The organism is Vibrio sp. DW001 (genome assembly GCF_029016285.1).
Lineage (GTDB): Bacteria > Pseudomonadota > Gammaproteobacteria > Enterobacterales > Vibrionaceae > Vibrio.
In genome coordinates, this window is record NZ_CP091975.1 from 851,496 (window position 1) to 869,268 (window position 17,773).

Genomic DNA, 17,773 nt, shown 5'->3' on the forward strand with positions numbered 1-17,773 from the left:
AATTGCGAACCCTATCTATTAGCCATCAATAGGCGCTATTTAAGTCTAATTAATAAACTCAACAGCGAATGGCGCTTAAGCCAGTTTGCTCAGTGAACCTAAAACGAATGGAGTTAAAATGAGCGAAACAGCAATACAAGACAAAGAAACTCGTGGTTTTCAGTCGGAAGTGAAACAACTACTTCATCTAATGATTCACTCACTTTATTCAAATAAAGAAATTTTCTTACGTGAGTTAATCTCAAATGCGTCGGATGCGTCCGATAAACTTCGCTTTCAAGCCCTATCTAATGGAGATTTGTATCAAGGTGATGCCGATCTTGGAGTAAAGCTAGCGTTTGATGCTGAAGCGAAAACATTAACGGTTTCCGATAATGGTATTGGTATGAGTCGTGAAGACGTTATCGAGCATCTAGGGACGATAGCAAAGTCGGGTACGGCAGAATTTTTCTCACATCTTTCTGAAGACCAAAGTAAAGATTCACAACTTATTGGTCAATTTGGTGTCGGTTTCTATTCTGCGTTTATTGTCGCTGATTCCGTTACTGTAAGGACTCGTGTCGCGGGTTCTAGTACGGAAGAGGCCGTTCAATGGCACTCTTCTGGTGAAGGCGAGTACACCATAGAAACCATCAAGAAAGAGTCTCGAGGTACAGATATTATTCTTCACATGCGTGAAGACGGTGAAGAGTTTCTATCAGAATGGCGTTTACGTGATGTCATTGGTAAATATTCTGATCACATTGGTATTCCAGTTTCTATCTGGACGATAGAAAAAGATGAAGAAGGTAACGAGAAAGAAGAAGGTAAGTGGGAGCAAATAAATAAAGCTCAAGCACTTTGGACTCGAAACAAATCTGATATCGATGAAGAGGAATACAAAGAGTTCTACAAACATGTTTCTCATGATTTTGTTGATCCACTTGTGTGGACGCACAATAAAGTGGAAGGTAAAAACGACTATACCAGCCTGCTTTATATCCCAGCTAAAGCCCCTTGGGATATGATGAATCGAGATCATAAGAGTGGTCTAAAACTCTACGTACAACGCGTATTTATTATGGATGATGCCGAGCAGTTTATGCCGACGTATCTGCGTTTTGTTCGTGGTCTTGTTGATTCAAATGATCTACCTCTGAATGTATCTCGTGAGATCCTTCAAGATAACAAGGTGACGCAGACTTTACGTAATGCTTGTACTAAACGCGTATTGACGATGCTTGAACGTATTGCGAAGAATGATGAAGAAAAATATCTTTCGTTCTGGAAAGAGTTTGGTCAAGTGCTGAAAGAAGGTCCAGCAGAAGACTTTTCTAACAAAGAGAAGATTGGTGGGCTGATGCGCTTCACTTCAACAGAAGTCGATTCTGCAGATCAAACGGTGTCATTAGCTTCTTATGTTGAGCGTATGAAAGAAGAGCAAGACAAGATCTTCTACCTTACCGCGGATAGCTATGCAGCGGCCAAAAATAGCCCGCATTTAGAGCAGTTTAAGACGAAGGGAATCGAAGTTATTCTTATGTGTGATCGCATGGATGAATGGCTAATGAACTACCTTACTGAGTTTGATGGTAAAACATTCCAGTCTATTACTAAAGCAGGGCTTGATCTTAGTAAATTTGAAGATGAAGCAGAAAAAGAGAAGCAAAAAGAGGCTGAGGAAGAGTTTAAATCGGTTGTTGATCGCACTAAGAACTACTTAGGTGGTCGTGTCAAAGAAGTACGTACAACGTTCAAACTCGCCAATACTCCAGCGGTTGTTGTGACAGACGATTTCGAAATGGGTACCCAGATGGCGAAGCTACTAGAAGCGGCTGGTCAAGATGTACCGGAAGTGAAATATATCTTCGAAATTAACCCAGAGCATGAACTGGTTAAGCGTATGGCTGATGAAGCTGATGAAGAAGCATTTGGCCGTTGGGTTGAGGTGTTACTTGGTCAGGCGATGTTATCTGAACGAGGAGCAATGGAAGACCCAACTCAATTCTTAGGTGCTATCAATACACTTTTGACTAAGGTGTAAGAGAATAGATCTTGGTTAACCCGTAAACTACACAACGAGCCCGCATTCTGTGCTAGAATCGCGGGCTTCATAATCAATGAAAATCATAAATATTATACCCAAACTCATCGTTACTCGCTGGCTAAAAGAAGCACTGTGAGCTTCGGTATAAATTAAAATAAAGAGGACATGTCATGCGCATTATTCTACTCGGTGCCCCAGGTGCTGGTAAGGGAACACAAGCTCAATTCATCATGGAGAAATACGGGATTCCGCAGATCTCTACAGGTGATATGCTACGTGCAGCTATCAAAGCCGGTACTGAGATGGGTAAAGCTGCTAAAGCTGTTATCGATGCGGGACAGCTTGTTTCGGATGAAATAATCTTAGGTATAATCAAAGAACGTATCGCTCAAGCTGATTGTGAAAAAGGTTTTTTACTTGATGGTTTCCCTCGCACCATCCCACAAGCGGATGGTCTTAAAGAGTTAGGCGTTGCCGTCGACTATGTAATCGAAATTGATGTAGCTGATAGTGTTATCGTAGAACGTATGGCAGGTCGTCGTGCTCATTTACCTTCAGGCCGTACATACCATGTTGTATTCAATCCGCCGAAGGTTGAAGGCCAAGATGATGTAACTGGCGAAGATCTTGTCATCCGTGATGACGATCATGAAGATACAGTACGTGCTCGCCTTGGTGTATACCATGACCAAACGTCTCCTCTTATTCAATACTATGGAAAAGAAGCTGAGGCTGGTAACACGACTTACCTTAAGTTTGATGGAACCAAAAAAGTTGCTGCAGTAAGTGCAGAACTAGAAGACGCCCTTTCTTAATTGCAGCGTTGTTAAGTAAAAAAGAAAGAGCTAAAAAAACCGACGTTGAGTCGGTTTTTTTATGCATGTGCCTATTTTAAAATTCCGTTTTAAAACTCGCTCTACGTTTTTCTGTTCATTCTAACAGTGCGAGCAAGAAATCTTTGTTTAAGTTAATGTGACAAGCTAAGCTATGTCAACGCTCATTGATTATAAAAATAAGTATTTTCGAATGGAATTGAATTCAAATAAAGGTGTGTTAATTGTTAACTTAGGAACGCCTGATGCGCCAACTCCGGCAGCGGTTAAGAAATTTCTAAGCCAGTTTTTACACGATCATCGTGTTGTCGATATGAACCGTTGGCTATGGTGTCCACTATTACACTGGGTAATACTTCCAGTACGAACACCAAAGGTCGCCAAGCTTTATAAGAGCATATGGACCGATGATGGGTCACCGCTCATGGTGCATTCCAAAAATCAGGTAAGTAAGCTGGAACAAAAACTGGGCATTCCGGTCGAGTTAGGAATGACTTACGGGAACCCAAGCATGTTATCGGGGATTGAAGCACTTCAACAACGAGGTGCGGAACAGATAATTATCTTACCGCTCTATCCTCAATACTCTCGAACTACAACAGCAGCGGTAGAAGATGCGAAAAATAAAGCATTCTCAACGTTAAAAAATGGCCCTCAAAATACATTGATTAATGATTATCACGATCATCCTCTTTATATATCTGCATTAGCAAATAAAATACGCGTTCATTGGCAAGAACATGGCAAGGGGGATTACCTACTCTGTTCGTATCATGGTATTCCTCAACGATATGCTGATAGTGGTGATATATATCCGATACATTGTGAAAAAACGACCGAATTACTTGCTAAGGCGCTTGGATTAACTGAACAACAAATTGGGATGAGCTATCAGTCTCGGTTTGGTAAAGAAGCGTGGTTGAAGCCCTATACCGATGCGACGTTGAAGTCATTAGCTGAACATTCGGTTAAGACTCTCGATATAGTAACGCCCGCATTCTCATGTGATTGTTTAGAAACCTTGGAAGAAATCGCCCAAGAGTGCAAAGAGATATTTGTTGAGGCTGGTGGGGAGGAGTTTCATTATATTGATTGTTTAAATGACGATGATGATCATATCCTAATGATGGCTGAGCTGGTGACTCCGTACCTTAATTAACACCAAATAGTTCGAATTTGGGTTAAATAAAGAACATCTTGATTAAGATTTGAGTATCCAAAAGTGATTCTGCGTGCTGATGGTTTTTCCTATCGATAGATAGTGTTAGCATAAAAAAAATTATTCAAAGAGAGCTAGGTTTATGAGGCATTGGTATCTTCTCTACTGTAAGAGAGGCGATCAAGCAAGAGCGAAAAGCCACTTGGAAAATCAAGGTGTAGAATGTTACTACCCCGTGGTTGAAATTGAGAAAGTCGTTCGTGGCAAACGGAAAATGGTGACAGAACCGCTTTTCGCATCGTATATGTTTGTAGACTTTGATTATGAAGATGGGCCGAGTTTTACAACGGTACGCTCTACGCGAGGGGTTGTGGATTTTATTCGTCGTGGCAGTTATCCCGTCGAAGTACATAGTAACTTGATTAGTGAGCTTAAAGAGTTCGAACAGAATTCAGTTTTATACCGCAGTGTCACGTTGCCTGAAACGGGACAAGAAGTCGTCATTACAGAAGGGCATTTTGTTGGTGTTGAAGCGATTTATAAAGAACCTGATGGTGACAAACGTTCGATTTTGCTCATTTCCTTGATGAATCAAACTATCCCCGTGTCGGTGGATAACAAAGATATTGAATTAAAATAGTGTTTAACATTGTCCCGTCCTAAAATACGTTGACGGTTTTAATAGAAGGTCAGAAGCTTTTCGCTCTGACCTTTTTTGTGCACCTCGTTTGGTGTCTTCATTCCCAAGCTTAAATGCGGTCTCATTTCATTATATATCTGTATTGATTCATCAACGAGCAGTTTTAATTCATCAAGTCCTCGGCACTTGTACAACAAAAACTCCTGTTTCAGTATGCCATTTATACGCTCTGCAAGGGCATTTTGATAACAGTCATACCCATCTGTCATCGATGGCTTAATTCCGCTTCTTGTCAATGCTGTCTGATAAACACCAGAGCAATATTGTAGTCCTCTATCTGAATGATGAATGGCATTACGGCTGTATTGCCGATTCTTGACGGCCATATTCAGTGCTTTGACGACATCTGTTGCCTTCATCTCGTTACTTAATTCATATCCCATTATTTTCCTGCTGTAAGCACCAGTGACCAAAGACAAATAATGTACTCCTTGCTCTGATTCCACATAAGTAATATCGCTAACAAATACTTCTTCAGGTGTTTTGGGGGAATGCTCTTTAAGTAAGTTCGGATGCTTGCGCATCCAGTGGTTACTATTCGTCGTTTTCGTATAACTTTTACGAGGTTGGACAAGCATTCCTTGTTCTCTTAAGTAACGAAATAACCCATCCCTACCAAGCTTGATACCTTGTTTTTCCAGTTCTGGCTTAATTAGTTGGTAAAGCTTTCTAGCCCAAATTCGTGGCATATATTTGCGCCAGTACATCACGCACTCTCGAACAGGTTCGAGTTTCTTAGCTCTATTTTGTATCCGTTTGATCGCTTGATAAACACATTGAGCAGTCATCCCTAGAGCGCGACAAGCAGGAGCGAGTTTTACTTGTCCCTTTTCTTTGGCTTGCCAGAGGGTTCGGATAAGTACTTTTTTCTTAGACCTGCCCCGTATTCTTTATCCATGATATCAACCATCCCATTGAGGACGATATTCTTCATTTTCTCTTCTTCTAGTTGACGTTCGAGGCGCTTGATTTTTTGAGTTGGAGTCTCTTTTAATTTAAGCATATTGGGTACATAAATTGGTTTCGACCAATCTAGTTTACCATGCTTTCTTAACCACACGAGCACGGTGCTGCGCCCCTGGATGCCATAGTATTTTTGAGCTTGCTTGTAGGTGAAATCGCCTTTTTCAACTTGATTGACTACTGCCAATTTAAAGCCTAATGAGTAATCTCTTTGTGAGCGTCGAGCTCGGTTGGGTGTTGGATTGTCCATTTTAAAGTCCTCAATGTGTAAACACATTTCAGGACGAGACACATGATGTTAAAAAGCCTGTTAATTATAACAGGCTTTTTTGTGTCGCTATCATCACGATTGATAATACATTAAATGGTCAGAGGAACGATCACCAACGTGATAACAAACTTACCCAGCTTGATATTAGTAAGAATCGTTGTGAACGGCCTGTATAGCGCGCCCAGAAGGGTCGGCCATATTTTTGAACGTCTCATCCCACTCAATTGCTTTCGCTGAAGAACACGCGATAGAAGGGCCACCAGGCACACATTCTGCCGCTGATGGTAGAGGGAACTGCTCTTCAAAGATTTCACGGTACATATAGCCTTCTTTTGTCGCCGGCGTATTGTATGGGAATCTAAAGGCGGCATTCTCCAATTGTTGATCGGTAACTTTCTCTTCAGCAAGCTCTTTTAGTGAGTCAATCCAACCATATCCGACACCATCAGAAAATTGTTCTTTTTGACGCCATGCGATGGATTCTGGTAGGTATTCTTCAAAACACTCGCGAAGGATGTGTTTCTCCATTTTACCGTTGCCACACATCTTATCTTTTGGATTGATACGCATTGCTACATCAATAAATTCTTTGTCTAAGAAAGGAACTCGTCCTTCAACACCCCAAGCCGCTAATGACTTGTTTGCACGAGCACAATCGAACATGTTTAGGGCAAGCAGTTTACGTACCAGCTCTTCATGCATCTCTTTGTCGTTAGGTGCTTTATGGAAGTATAAGTAACCACCAAATATCTCATCAGCACCTTCACCAGAAAGTACCATTTTGATACCCATAGCTTTGATTTTACGGCCTAATAAGAACATCGGAGTTGATGCTCTAATCGTCGTAACATCGTAGGTTTCAATGTGATAAATAACATCACGAATGGCGTCGATACCTTCTTGAACGGTATAAGTCATTTCGTGGTGTACTGTGCCTAGCTTATCGGCTACTTCGCGTGCAGCAATAAGATCGGGAGCGCCTTCTAATCCAATTGCAAATGAGTGCAATTGAGGCCACCAAGCCGCTGACTTCTCGTCGTCTTCAATACGCATAGCTGCAAATCGTTTTGCTACTGCTGAAGTAATCGAGGAATCTAAACCACCAGAAAGAAGAACACCGTAAGGAACGTCAGTCATTAGTTGGCGCTTCACCGCATCTTCTAACGCTTGTGTTAGTTCTTCTTTGCTTGAAACATTGTCTTTGACCGCATCATAATCCATCCAATCACGTTGATAATAACGTTGAGGTTCAGCGTCATTAGAACTGTAGTAACTACCTGGAGGGAATTCGCTAATCGTTTTACATACAGGCACTAATGCTTTCATTTCAGACGCGATAAAGTAGTTGCCATGTTCGTCAAAACCCTGATACATAGGAATAATACCAATGTGATCACGACCGATTAAATAGGTGTCTTTTACCTCATCATAAAGAATAAACGCGAAAATACCGTTAAGCTCTTCGAGTAACTCTTCACCAAGCTCTTGGTACAAAGCAAGAATGACTTCACAATCTGAATCTGTTTGGAAATCATATCTATCTGCGTATTTAGCGCGAATTTCTTTGTGGTTATAGATCTCACCATTAACGGCCAATATGTGTTTTTTGTTTGGGCTATATAGAGGCTGAGCGCCGCTGTTGAGGCCAACAATAGATAAACGTTCGTGAGCGAGTATCGCTTTGTCTGAAGCGTAAATACCAGACCAATCTGGGCCACGGTGACGAAGTTTTTTCGACATTTCTAACGCTAATGGACGTAGAGCAGCGGCATCGCTTTTAATGTCTAAAATGCCAAATATTGAACACATAAATAAAAATCCCTATTAATTTCCGTTACAGCAATATGCTCAATTTGCCAGTATCGTTAAAAAAAGCAACCGTTAATTGTGAATAAAATCACTAATCAGGGTTATGATTAGAAAATATTTAATAATATCGCAAATAAGTGAATGAAATCTAATTCGTGCTGCTTTTTGCACCAGAATTATGAATATTGCACCAATCCGGAGTTTTTACGTGCCGGAATGAGTTAGAATGCACGAAATTGGCTATTCAACAAACCCTAATCAAATTTAGGGTTAAGTTGTTCAGTGACATGTTTAGCAAACCCACTCCCTGCTTCGTTGTAGATATTAAATGCAGCATCGGCACCGAGGTCTTGCATGGCCTCTACTTGATCTGAATAAGCAGCTATCGCTGCAGTTTGGCCTGAATAGTGTTTCAACTTTAGCTGTTCTAGCGCAAGCTGATTACCTTGATGATGTGGCATGGCTAACAAGACTAATTTCACGTTACCAGTATCTAAGATTCGTTCCCAAAAATCTGGGTCAGTCGCATCACCACAGATAACATTTCTATGCTCAGCTTGGTGCTGTTTTGCCGCTTCAGGATGCAACTCTACACCCAAGCTAATCTCTCCATGTTGATGGGTGAGTTCATCGTATGCGCCCGTGCCTATGCGGCCCATACCTAAAATGAGTATCTGAGCGCTACCCGGGTTAATACGCTGATCCATCATATTTAGTTTTTCTGCACTGCGCTCTTTGAGCCATTTTGATGACCGTTGATATAACGAATGGCCAAATCGATTAAGCGGTGCTGCAATAATAAATGAGAGTGAAACTGCGATCGCAATTGAGGCCAACATATCGCCAGATAACCACCCCATTTTGAATGCTAACCCCCCCACAATTAGACCAAATTCACTGTAGTTAAATAAGGATAGACTGGCTAACAACGAAGTACGTACTCGAAACTTGAAGCTATTAAATATCAAGTAGTAGAAGATACCTTTAACGGGAAGGAGTAATAAAAAGAGTAACGCAGTTACTGCACCTGATAAGGTTGGTTGTTCTGCAAGGCCGATGTTTAAGAAAAAACAGACTAGAAATAGTTCTTTAAGATTAAACAGTGATTTGGATAGTTCGGATGACTTTTTATGGCCTGCGAGAAGCATGCCTAAAATGAGTGCGCCGAGATCAGGTTTTAGTCCGACAAAATCGAATAAACCCGCACCAAGTACCAATGCCATGAAAATACCATAAACAACAAGCATTTCTCCGTGGCCAACGATACTGAGAAGTCGATAAAAAATAGGCCTTAAGAATGGCAGTAAGAAGAGAAATAGCGCGTACCATTCAGGCACTTTTCCTGTTGAAATACTTAAAAATAACACCGCAAAAATGTCTTGCATAACCAGGACACCAATTGCAATTGTCCCATAAGTTGCATTCATCTCTCCCTTTTCTTGTAAGCTTTTTACCGCGAATACCGTACTAGAAAATGAAAGGGCAAAGCCGAGCAATATCATCTGTTCTAGCGACATTAAACTGAACGTTGTAACACCGAGTAGTTTGAATGCGGCGATCGATAGGGTGAAAAAGAGCGTCGATAACAAGTTATGTGCAGTTGCGCCCGCCCAAATTTCTTTGGATAGAAGGGTCTTAACATCGAGCTTTAGGCCAATAGTAAATAACAATAGTGTTACGCCTAAATCAGCTAAGAGTTCGATGGTTTCATTTGACTGAAAACCTAGAAAATTTAGGCCAAATCCCGCAATTAGAAAGCCAACGAGTGGCGGAAGGTTGCATTTTAATGCAATAAAGCCTGCTGCGAATGCAGATGATATTAAAATGATTTCCATATACACCTATAGTGCGGTTTATGTTTGAAGTCGCCATAAAAAAAGGGTCATACTTATTCAAGCATAACCCGTGGTGTCTGGCGAGGAGAAAAGACTACTCTTCTAGAAGTTTTTGTAACAAAACGCCATTCAACATCGCTCTTTTAATCATGGAGAATGCGCCCATGGTTGGTTTTGCCTCTAATTCCGATGCAACAATGGGGAGATCAGTATGGAAAGTGGTGAGCGATTGAGCTTCAACATTTCGACGAATAGCGGGAAAGACAAGCTCAGCAGCTTGAGTGATATCGCCAGCAATGATGATTTTTTGTGGGTTGAAGAGGTTGACGGTAACCGCAATCACCTTACCTAACTCATTACCAACGCGAATCAAACTTTGTTTCGCAAGTTCATCACCTTCCAACGCATGTTGACAGACATCAACCATCGTTATCTTATTGAGCGAAGACAGTGAAGAGGGGTGACCTTTGCTAATGAGTGCCGTGATGCTTGCCAAAATTGCAGGATTAGAGGCCACTGTTTCTAAGCAACCAAAATTACCACATTGGCATTGGCTTCCGAGTGGGTCTATCTGAATATGGCCAATTTCGCCTACATTCCTATTTGACCCCAAAAATACCTGCCCATTAACAATAATGCCTGCTCCGGTGCCGCGATGTACGCTGACTAAGATGGAATCTTTGCAGTCTTGGCTTGCACCAAAATAGTGTTCTGCTAATGCTTTTCCTCGGATATCATTGCCTATAAAGCACTCAACATTGAAGGCCACCTTAACAATGCCACTTAGCGCAAAGTTGTCAATATCAGTATTGGGGATATAGTCTACAACCCCCTCTACAGGATCGACTAAGCCGGGAAGAACAATGCCAATGGCAATGAGCTGATTGATTTTATCTTTGTGCTCGTCAAGAAATGATTGGATATGTTGAATTAAGCCAGATTCAAGATCTGACTGATTTAAATAGTTAAAAAGACTGTGATTACTAGCAAGTTCAACGCCGTCAAGATTAAAAAGACTAAGTTGAACGTAGTCGCGCCCGAGTCTGATAGCGACAGAATGGAATGGTTCCCCTTCTGTTGTCAAAGAGATAGCTCTACGACCACCCGTGGATGCTTGTTGAGCGACCTCTTTTATCAGGCCTCGTTTCATTAACTGGCGAGTGATTTTGGTAACACTTGCGGGTGCCAATTGACTCACATCGGCAACTTGAATCCGCGAAATGGGACCTTGCTGGTCTATTAGGCGATATACCGCTGCGCCGTTTAGTTGTTTAACAAGAACTACGTTACCTATTTGTCCGCCAGTCATACTTTAAGTTTGCTCGTATTGTCCGTTTACAATTGTCGCAAGGACGTTGAAGTCACGGTCAAAAATAGCAAGGTTTGCAATCATGCCAGCCTTGAGTTGACCTAGCATTTTGTCTACTCCAATAGCTTTCGCTGGGTAGAGTGTTGCCATGCGTAGTGCTTCATCCAATGCGATACCTACGTGCTCAACCGTATTTTGCACTGCTTCTATCATCGTTAGTGCTGAGCCACCAAGTGTGCCATTTTCATCGATACACTTACCATCTCGGTAATATACTTTTTTCCCAACAAAAATAAAGTGATCCATCTCCGCACCGGCTGGAGCTGTGGCGTCTGTCACTAATACAAGCTTTTCACCTTTCAATTTATGGGCAATTCGGACGTTTGGATAATCAACATGAAATCCGTCGACAATAATGCCAGCATAGACGTCTGGTGTGTCAAATATAGCCCCCACGACGCCGGGTTCTCGCCCAGTTATCGGTGTCATAGCATTATGCAAATGAGTGGCGAAGCTAATTCCTGCGAGAAAGCCCTGTCTTGCTTGCGCATAGGTTGCGTTAGAGTGGCCTATCGAAACCACAATGCCAGCGTCACTTAGACGACGGATGTGCTCTGGGTCATTTTGTTCGGGAGCCAAAGTAACCTTGGAAACGACGTCATTGTTTAGACAGATATAGTCGATCATTGCGTCGTCGGATACACGAATGAAGTCTGGACTATGTATGCCTTTTTTCATAACGTTTAGATAAGGCCCTTCTAAATGTAAGCCCAAGGATTGATGCTTATGCAGAGCATTATACTGGCGTTGTGCCTCAACCGCTTGTCGCATATTCGCGTCTGAAGAGGTGATCAAGGTCGGCAGAAAACTGGTACAGCCAGATTTAAGGTTGACCTTGTGCATGGTGTCGAGTGTTTTCGTTGAGATGTCGTCGTTAAACATCACCCCACCACAACCGTTCAGTTGTAGGTCAATAAACCCAGGGCTTACATTCGCCCCGTCTAGATCCATTAATTCTATGCCATCGGGCAATTCTGATTCTGAGCAGACAGAACAAATTTTACCATCTTCAATTATTACCGAGAAATTCTCGAGAATATCGCTACCGGTAAATATTTTGCAGTTGGTTAGCGCATACATAAGCAGAGTCCTATTACTTGAGGTTTTTAATGTTTTCGGCTTCTAGCTCTTTGAAGTACTTGACGGTCTTAACTTTTAGCTCTTGTGTTGCCGCGTCATCACACACGATAACCGACTTAGCGTGTAACTGAAGTGCTGAAATTGTCCAAAGATGATTAACACTGCCTTCAACCGCGGCTTGAAGCGCCAATGCCTTGTTGTGGCCTGATACCAATAACATGACTTCTTTTGAATCGAGAAGCGTGCCGACACCTATTGTTAGCGCATATTTTGGTACTTGATTTATATCACCATCGAAGAACCTAGAATTAGCGATTCGAGTATCTTCTGTCAACGTTTTGATTCGAGTACGTGAAGACAGTGAAGAGGCGGGTTCATTAAATGCAATGTGTCCATCGTTACCGACACCACCCATGAACAGATGAATTTGGCCGTAAGACTTAATTCTCTCTTCGTACTGTTTGCATTCAGCTTCATGATCATCGGTGCTTCCATCTAGCAAATTGATATTTTTTTCTTGTACATCAACATGATTAAAGAAATTGTCATACATAAAGGTACGGTATGATTCAGGATGATCAGAAGGGAGCCCAATATATTCATCCATATTAAATGTGACGACGTTTTTAAAGCTTACTTCGCCTGCATTATAAAGTTCGATAAGGTGCTTATAAGTTTTTAGTGGTGAGCCGCCAGTTGGCAAACCTAATATGAATGGGCGGTCCTCTGATGGCTTGAATTTATTGATAGTGTTAATAATATGTCTAGCTGACCATAGGCCGACTTCATCAGATGTTTGTAGTGGTATAAGTCTCATCGTGGCACCTCATTTAAGTTTAGAAAACAGGTAAATATTATTACCGTAATGACATTAATTCGAATCATAAAATAAGTTTTATGATCTAGCTAGCAAAATATACCATTACGTCTAAAAATAGGTGACTATCATCACAAAAAACACGCTTTTAATTTGCGGAGTGAAATTAAAGTCATACACTAAATGTGACTAAATTGAAGGGGTGAAATAAGTCCTTCACACTAAATGGACATCCTATAGGGGGAACTCACGATGAATATTCTTGGATATTTTCAAAAAGTAGGTAAAGCACTGATGGTACCAGTTGCTACATTACCTGCAGCAGCAATACTAATGGGGATCGGATACTGGATCGATCCAACAGGTTGGGGTGGTAATAATGCGTTTGCTGCTTTTTTGATTAAAGCCGGCGCGGCAATTATAGACAATATGTCAGTGTTGTTTGCCATCGGTGTGGCATACGGTATGTCTAAAGATAAAGACGGTGCTGCTGCATTGGCTGGTTTTGTTGGGTATATGGTTATTACAACACTATGTAGTGCAGCGTCAGTTGAAGCTATAGGCCTAGTGACTTTGGATGCGGGTTCTACGCTTGCCTTTAATAAAATAGGCAATCAGTTTGTAGGTATCCTGTCTGGTATTGTTGCCGCAGAGCTTTACAACCGTTACTACCAAGTTGAACTGCACAAAGCACTCGCGTTCTTTAGTGGTAAGCGCCTAGTTCCTATCTTGACTTCTTTCGCTGCTATTGGTATCTCTTTTGTTCTCATGTTTGCTTGGCCTATCATTTTCGGCGGATTGATTTCATTTGGTGAAAGCATCGTAGGTCTTGGTGAAGTAGGTTCTGGTCTATATGGATTCTTTAACCGTCTACTTATCCCTGTTGGTTTACACCATGCATTGAATTCAGTGTTCTGGTTTGATATGGCTGGCATCAATGATCTTGGTAACTGGTGGACACCAAATGCAGTAGAAGCAGGTGTCGGTGTAGTGGGTGAAACAGGTCGTTACATGGCTGGCTTCTTCCCTATCATGATGTTTGGTCTACCTGGTGCAGCACTTGCTATCTACCATACGTCTAAGCCTGAGCATAAAGCTCGTGTCGCTTCAATTATGATTGCGGCTGGTTTCGCATCATTCTTCACCGGTGTAACTGAACCATTAGAATTCTCATTCATGTTCCTCGCGCCTATGCTGTATGTATTGCATGCTGCATTGACAGGTCTATCTCTTTACATTGCAGATATAATGAATTGGACCGCTGGTTTCGGATTCTCAGCTGGCCTTGTGGATATGATACTTTCAGCTCAAAACCCATTGGCAAACAAATGGTATATGCTGATTGTTCAGGGTTTCGCATTCTTCGGTATTTACTACTTCGTATTCCGTTGGGCTATCATTAAGTTCGGTCTTAAAACACCTGGACGTGAAGACGATGAAGACATCGCAGAAATAAGTTCTTCAGCTGTTAGCAAAGACTCAGCGGAGCTTGCGAAAAAATATCTAGCTGTACTTGGTGGTCACTCTAACATTCAAAACATTGATGCATGTATTACACGCTTACGTTTGACGGTCAATGATATGGACGTGATTAACGAGAATGAGTTAAAAGCACTCGGAGCTATGGGTGTGGTAAAACTTGGTGGAAATAACCTACAAGTTATCCTAGGTCCACTCGCTGAAATTATTGCTGGGGAAATGAAAAATATCCCTGCTACTGATAGTTAATAAGTCATTACGTTACATTTATTTGTAAAACCTCCCATATGGGAGGTTTTTTTTGTTCTGCCACTAAGTAAATTAACAAGAATTGCACTGTTTTGGTTGTGTAAATATGGCGAATCGTGGATCATAAACAAAATTATTTTTGACAATACACTAGAGGTACATAGATGACTGAAGCTGAGGCTCGTCCATCAAATTTCATTCGCCAAATCATTGATAAAGATTTAGTGGAAGGCAAACACACTAGCGTGCATACCCGATTCCCGCCGGAGCCAAATGGTTATCTACATATCGGTCACGCTAAATCCATTTGTTTGAATTTTGGTATTGCTCAGGACTATCAGGGTCAATGTAATCTTCGTTTCGATGATACAAACCCTGAAAAAGAGGACATCGAGTACGTAGAGTCGATTAAAAATGACGTGCATTGGCTAGGTTTTGAGTGGTCTGGGGATATACATTACTCTTCAAATTACTTTGATGATCTTTATCGTTATGCCGTTGAGTTGATTAATAAGGGCTTAGCGTATGTCGATGAACTTAGCCCCGATCAAATCCGCGAGTATCGTGGGACATTGAAAGAGCCGGGTAAACATAGCCCATATCGTGATCGCAGCGCTGAAGAAAACCTCGCATTATTTGAAAAAATGCGTGACGGTGGATTTAAAGAAGCAACAGCCTGCTTACGAGCCAAGATTGATATGGCGTCTCCATTTATGGTAATGAGAGATCCGGTTATTTATCGTATACGTTTTGCAGAGCATCATCAGACGGCTGATAAGTGGTGCATTTATCCAATGTACGATTTTACCCACTGTATTTCTGATGCATTGGAAGGGATAACTCACTCAATTTGTACATTGGAATTCCAAGACAACCGTCGTCTTTACGATTGGGTGCTGGATAATATTTCAATTGAATGCCAACCTCGTCAATATGAGTTTAGCCGCTTAAACCTTGAATATACGGTTATGTCTAAGCGTAAACTGAATCAATTGGTGACTGAAAACCTTGTAAATGGTTGGGATGACCCACGTATGCCGACTATCTCTGGCTTACGCCGCCGTGGCTTCACCTCGGCCGCTATTCGAGATTTCTGTCAACGTATTGGCGTGACGAAGCAAGAGAACATGATTGAGTTTGGTTCTCTAGAGTCCTGTATACGTGACGATTTAAACGAGAACGCACCTCGCTCAATGGCTGTGCTTGATCCTGTGAAAATCGTTATTGAAGATATTGAAGCTGGCAAAGTAGAAACGCTAAATGTCGCTAATCATCCAAATAAGCCAGAGATGGGTAGTAGAGAAGTACCGTTTACTCGTGAAATATGGATTGAACGAGATGACTTCCGAGAAGAGGCAAACAAAAAGTATAAGCGTCTTGTATTAGGAAAGGAAGTACGTTTGCGTGGTGCATATGTCATCAAAGCAGAACGTATTGAAAAAGACACAGAAGGTAACATAACGACTATTTTCTGTAGTTATGATGTAGATACATTGGGTAAAAACCCAGCGGATGGCCGTAAGATAAAAGGCGTGATTCATTGGGTATCTGCTGATAAGGGTTTACCTGCAGAGATTCGTCTGTATGACCGCTTGTTTACGGTACCAAATCCGGCAGCAGAGGATGACTTCAAGGCGGTAATTAATGCGGAATCGTTGCTCGTTAAGAATGGTTTTGTTGAACCAAGTTTGTGTAATGCACAAGCAGAAACAGGTCTACAGTTTGAGCGTACGGGTTACTTTTGTGTAGATAGTAAAGATTCTAAACCAGATGCACTGGTTTTTAATCGTACCGTTGGTCTACGAGATACCTGGACAAAAACGGGCGAATAATGCTTAACGCCCATTGAAGTTGGTACTATCAAGTACACTTCAATTGGAGCTCAGCCAGTAAATTAAAAAAGTAAAAAAAACCAGCGATTTAGTCGCTGGTTTTTTTTAATCTAATTTTTTATTTTATGTAGGTCTGGATTTTCTTTGCAGTTACCAGCGTTACATTTTCCGTAAAGATAAAGGCTGTGGTTAGTCAACTCAATATTGTATGAGGTTGCTATCTCTTGCTGGCGTTTTTCTATCATATCATCAGAGAATTCAATAACTTCACCACAATCTAAACAAACTAGATGATCATGGTGAAACTGTGTTGATAGTTCAAATACCGATTTACCACCTTCAAAGTGGTGACGAGTAACAATACCGGCGTCATCGAATTGATTTAGCACGCGATAGACGGTTGCTAACCCTATTTCTTCACCTTGATCTATCAGCAGTTTGTACAGTTCCTCTGCACTAATATGCTGGCATTGCGGTTGTTGAAGCACTTCAAGTATTTTTAAACGAGGTAATGTAACTTTCAGTCCCGCATCTTTAAGCGCTTTATTATTATCTGACATATTTCTTCCTGTAGACGAACTAAATCGTAAATGCGACAGCATCAATATTACACATTATAAGGTAGCATTCATTAACATTAAACCTCAAACGTCTGAGGCTTAACAAGAAAAGTTTGTAATGTGGCACTAATTTCAGATATTGTACGCTACTAATAACATTTTGTTAACAGAGATAATTATGAATAAAACTGTAGCAAAGGTGTATAAACCAAACATTGTTAAATTTGCTCTCAATATTTGGCCACCTTTTTGGGGGGCTGGTATAAAAATCATACATATAAGTAAAGACTTCCGTAATGTTAAAATGAGGCTTAAATTACGTTGGTGGAACAAAAATGCAAACCGAACCCAATATGGTGGGAGTATATTCTCTTTAACCGATCCTGTTTACGCGCTTATGTTAATGGGGATTTTAGGGGAACGTTATTTTGTGTGGGATAAGGAGGCGAGTATCAACTTTATCAAACCAGGTAACTCAGACCTGCATGCTGATTTTCTAATCTCCCAAGATACATTGGACGATATCCTCGCGAAAACAGCGGATGGAGAGAAATGCTTTCCAGAATTCATGATCTATGTAAAAGATATTCATGGAACCGTCGTCTGTGAAGTGCAGAGAAAGCTTTATGTGCGGAAAAAACCCAAGTATAGAGAAATTGAAGATGAAGTAAGTGCTTCTTAAATAAGATGTGCATCACTCGCTCAAAGCTATCAAAGAATACTATCCCCACGAAAGTGGGGATCTAATACCATCAGATTCCCGTTTTCACGAGAATGATGGCCAATTAGTA

The 17,773-nt window shown here is 41.3% G+C and carries 14 protein-coding genes; 7 read left to right on the top strand and 7 right to left on the bottom strand.

Translation table 11 applies throughout. The annotated features are described in order from the left end of the window. Positions 1 to 118: 118 nt before the first annotated feature. From htpG to rfaH, 4 genes are all read left to right on the top strand, one after another. Entirely contained in the window at positions 119 to 2,023 is a 1,905-nt protein-coding gene (gene htpG / locus L3V77_RS04165) for a molecular chaperone HtpG (RefSeq protein WP_275135861.1), read from the top strand. A 173-nt stretch (positions 2,024 to 2,196) separates the two neighbouring features. After that, positions 2,197 to 2,841 carry an adenylate kinase gene (gene adk / locus L3V77_RS04170; RefSeq protein WP_275135862.1) on the top strand — a complete coding sequence of 215 codons (645 nt, stop codon included), beginning with the start codon at positions 2,197 to 2,199 and terminating at the stop codon, positions 2,839 to 2,841. A gap of 211 nt (positions 2,842 to 3,052) precedes the next feature. Continuing rightward, positions 3,053 to 4,018: a ferrochelatase gene (gene hemH / locus L3V77_RS04175; protein ID WP_275135863.1), complete on the top strand. Its 966-nt coding sequence runs from the start codon at positions 3,053 to 3,055 to the stop codon at positions 4,016 to 4,018. A gap of 142 nt (positions 4,019 to 4,160) precedes the next feature. Beyond that, positions 4,161 to 4,658: a transcription/translation regulatory transformer protein RfaH gene (gene rfaH / locus L3V77_RS04180; RefSeq protein WP_275135864.1), complete on the top strand. Its 498-nt coding sequence runs from the start codon at positions 4,161 to 4,163 to the stop codon at positions 4,656 to 4,658. Between the two features lie 38 nt (positions 4,659 to 4,696). On the opposite strand, the gene L3V77_RS04185 is transcribed toward rfaH, so the two are convergent. From L3V77_RS04185 to nagB, 6 genes are all read right to left on the bottom strand, one after another. Beyond that, positions 4,697 to 5,931, bottom strand: a protein-coding gene (locus L3V77_RS04185; RefSeq protein ID WP_275135865.1) for an IS3 family transposase whose coding sequence is annotated in 2 segments (ribosomal slippage) — positions 4,697 to 5,580 and positions 5,580 to 5,931 — 1,236 coding nt in all. Because the reading frame shifts where the segments join, the coding sequence is not laid out codon by codon here. 165 nt (positions 5,932 to 6,096) lie between these two features. After that, positions 6,097 to 7,761: an asparagine synthase B gene (gene asnB / locus L3V77_RS04190; protein ID WP_275135866.1), complete on the bottom strand. Its 1,665-nt coding sequence runs from the start codon at positions 7,759 to 7,761 to the stop codon at positions 6,097 to 6,099. 254 nt (positions 7,762 to 8,015) lie between these two features. Beyond that, the gene (locus L3V77_RS04195; RefSeq protein ID WP_275135867.1) at positions 8,016 to 9,596 is read right to left on the bottom strand and encodes a cation:proton antiporter family protein; all 1,581 of its coding nucleotides are present in this window, start codon (positions 9,594 to 9,596) and stop codon (positions 8,016 to 8,018) included. Between the two features lie 94 nt (positions 9,597 to 9,690). Continuing rightward, a complete protein-coding gene (locus tag L3V77_RS04200) occupies positions 9,691 to 10,905 on the bottom strand; it encodes an ROK family protein (RefSeq protein ID WP_275135868.1) in 1,215 nt (404 codons plus the stop codon). 3 nt (positions 10,906 to 10,908) lie between these two features. Then, a complete protein-coding gene (gene nagA, locus L3V77_RS04205) occupies positions 10,909 to 12,045 on the bottom strand; it encodes an N-acetylglucosamine-6-phosphate deacetylase (protein ID WP_275135869.1) in 1,137 nt (378 codons plus the stop codon). 13 nt (positions 12,046 to 12,058) lie between these two features. Then, entirely contained in the window at positions 12,059 to 12,862 is an 804-nt protein-coding gene (gene nagB, locus L3V77_RS04210; RefSeq protein ID WP_275135870.1) for a glucosamine-6-phosphate deaminase, read from the bottom strand. A 252-nt stretch (positions 12,863 to 13,114) separates the two neighbouring features. Between nagB and nagE the strand changes: the two genes are divergently transcribed. Continuing rightward, positions 13,115 to 14,590, top strand: coding sequence for an N-acetylglucosamine-specific PTS transporter subunit IIBC (gene nagE / locus L3V77_RS04215; RefSeq protein WP_195702556.1), 1,476 nt, complete (start codon positions 13,115 to 13,117; stop codon positions 14,588 to 14,590). A gap of 164 nt (positions 14,591 to 14,754) precedes the next feature. Beyond that, positions 14,755 to 16,422 (top strand): glutamine--tRNA ligase, encoded by a 1,668-nt coding sequence (gene glnS, locus L3V77_RS04220; RefSeq protein ID WP_275135871.1) that lies wholly within the window; start codon positions 14,755 to 14,757, stop codon positions 16,420 to 16,422. A 110-nt stretch (positions 16,423 to 16,532) separates the two neighbouring features. On the opposite strand, the gene fcrX is transcribed toward glnS, so the two are convergent. Beyond that, on the bottom strand, positions 16,533 to 16,982 hold the full coding sequence (gene fcrX, locus L3V77_RS04225) for a ferric iron uptake transcriptional regulator FcrX (protein ID WP_275135872.1): 450 nt from the start codon (positions 16,980 to 16,982) through the stop codon (positions 16,533 to 16,535). 178 nt (positions 16,983 to 17,160) lie between these two features. Here fcrX and L3V77_RS04230 point away from each other — a divergent pair, with 178 nt between their 5' ends. Next, the gene (locus tag L3V77_RS04230) at positions 17,161 to 17,664 is read left to right on the top strand and encodes a DUF4442 domain-containing protein (RefSeq protein WP_275135873.1); all 504 of its coding nucleotides are present in this window, start codon (positions 17,161 to 17,163) and stop codon (positions 17,662 to 17,664) included. Positions 17,665 to 17,773 lie beyond the last annotated feature (109 nt).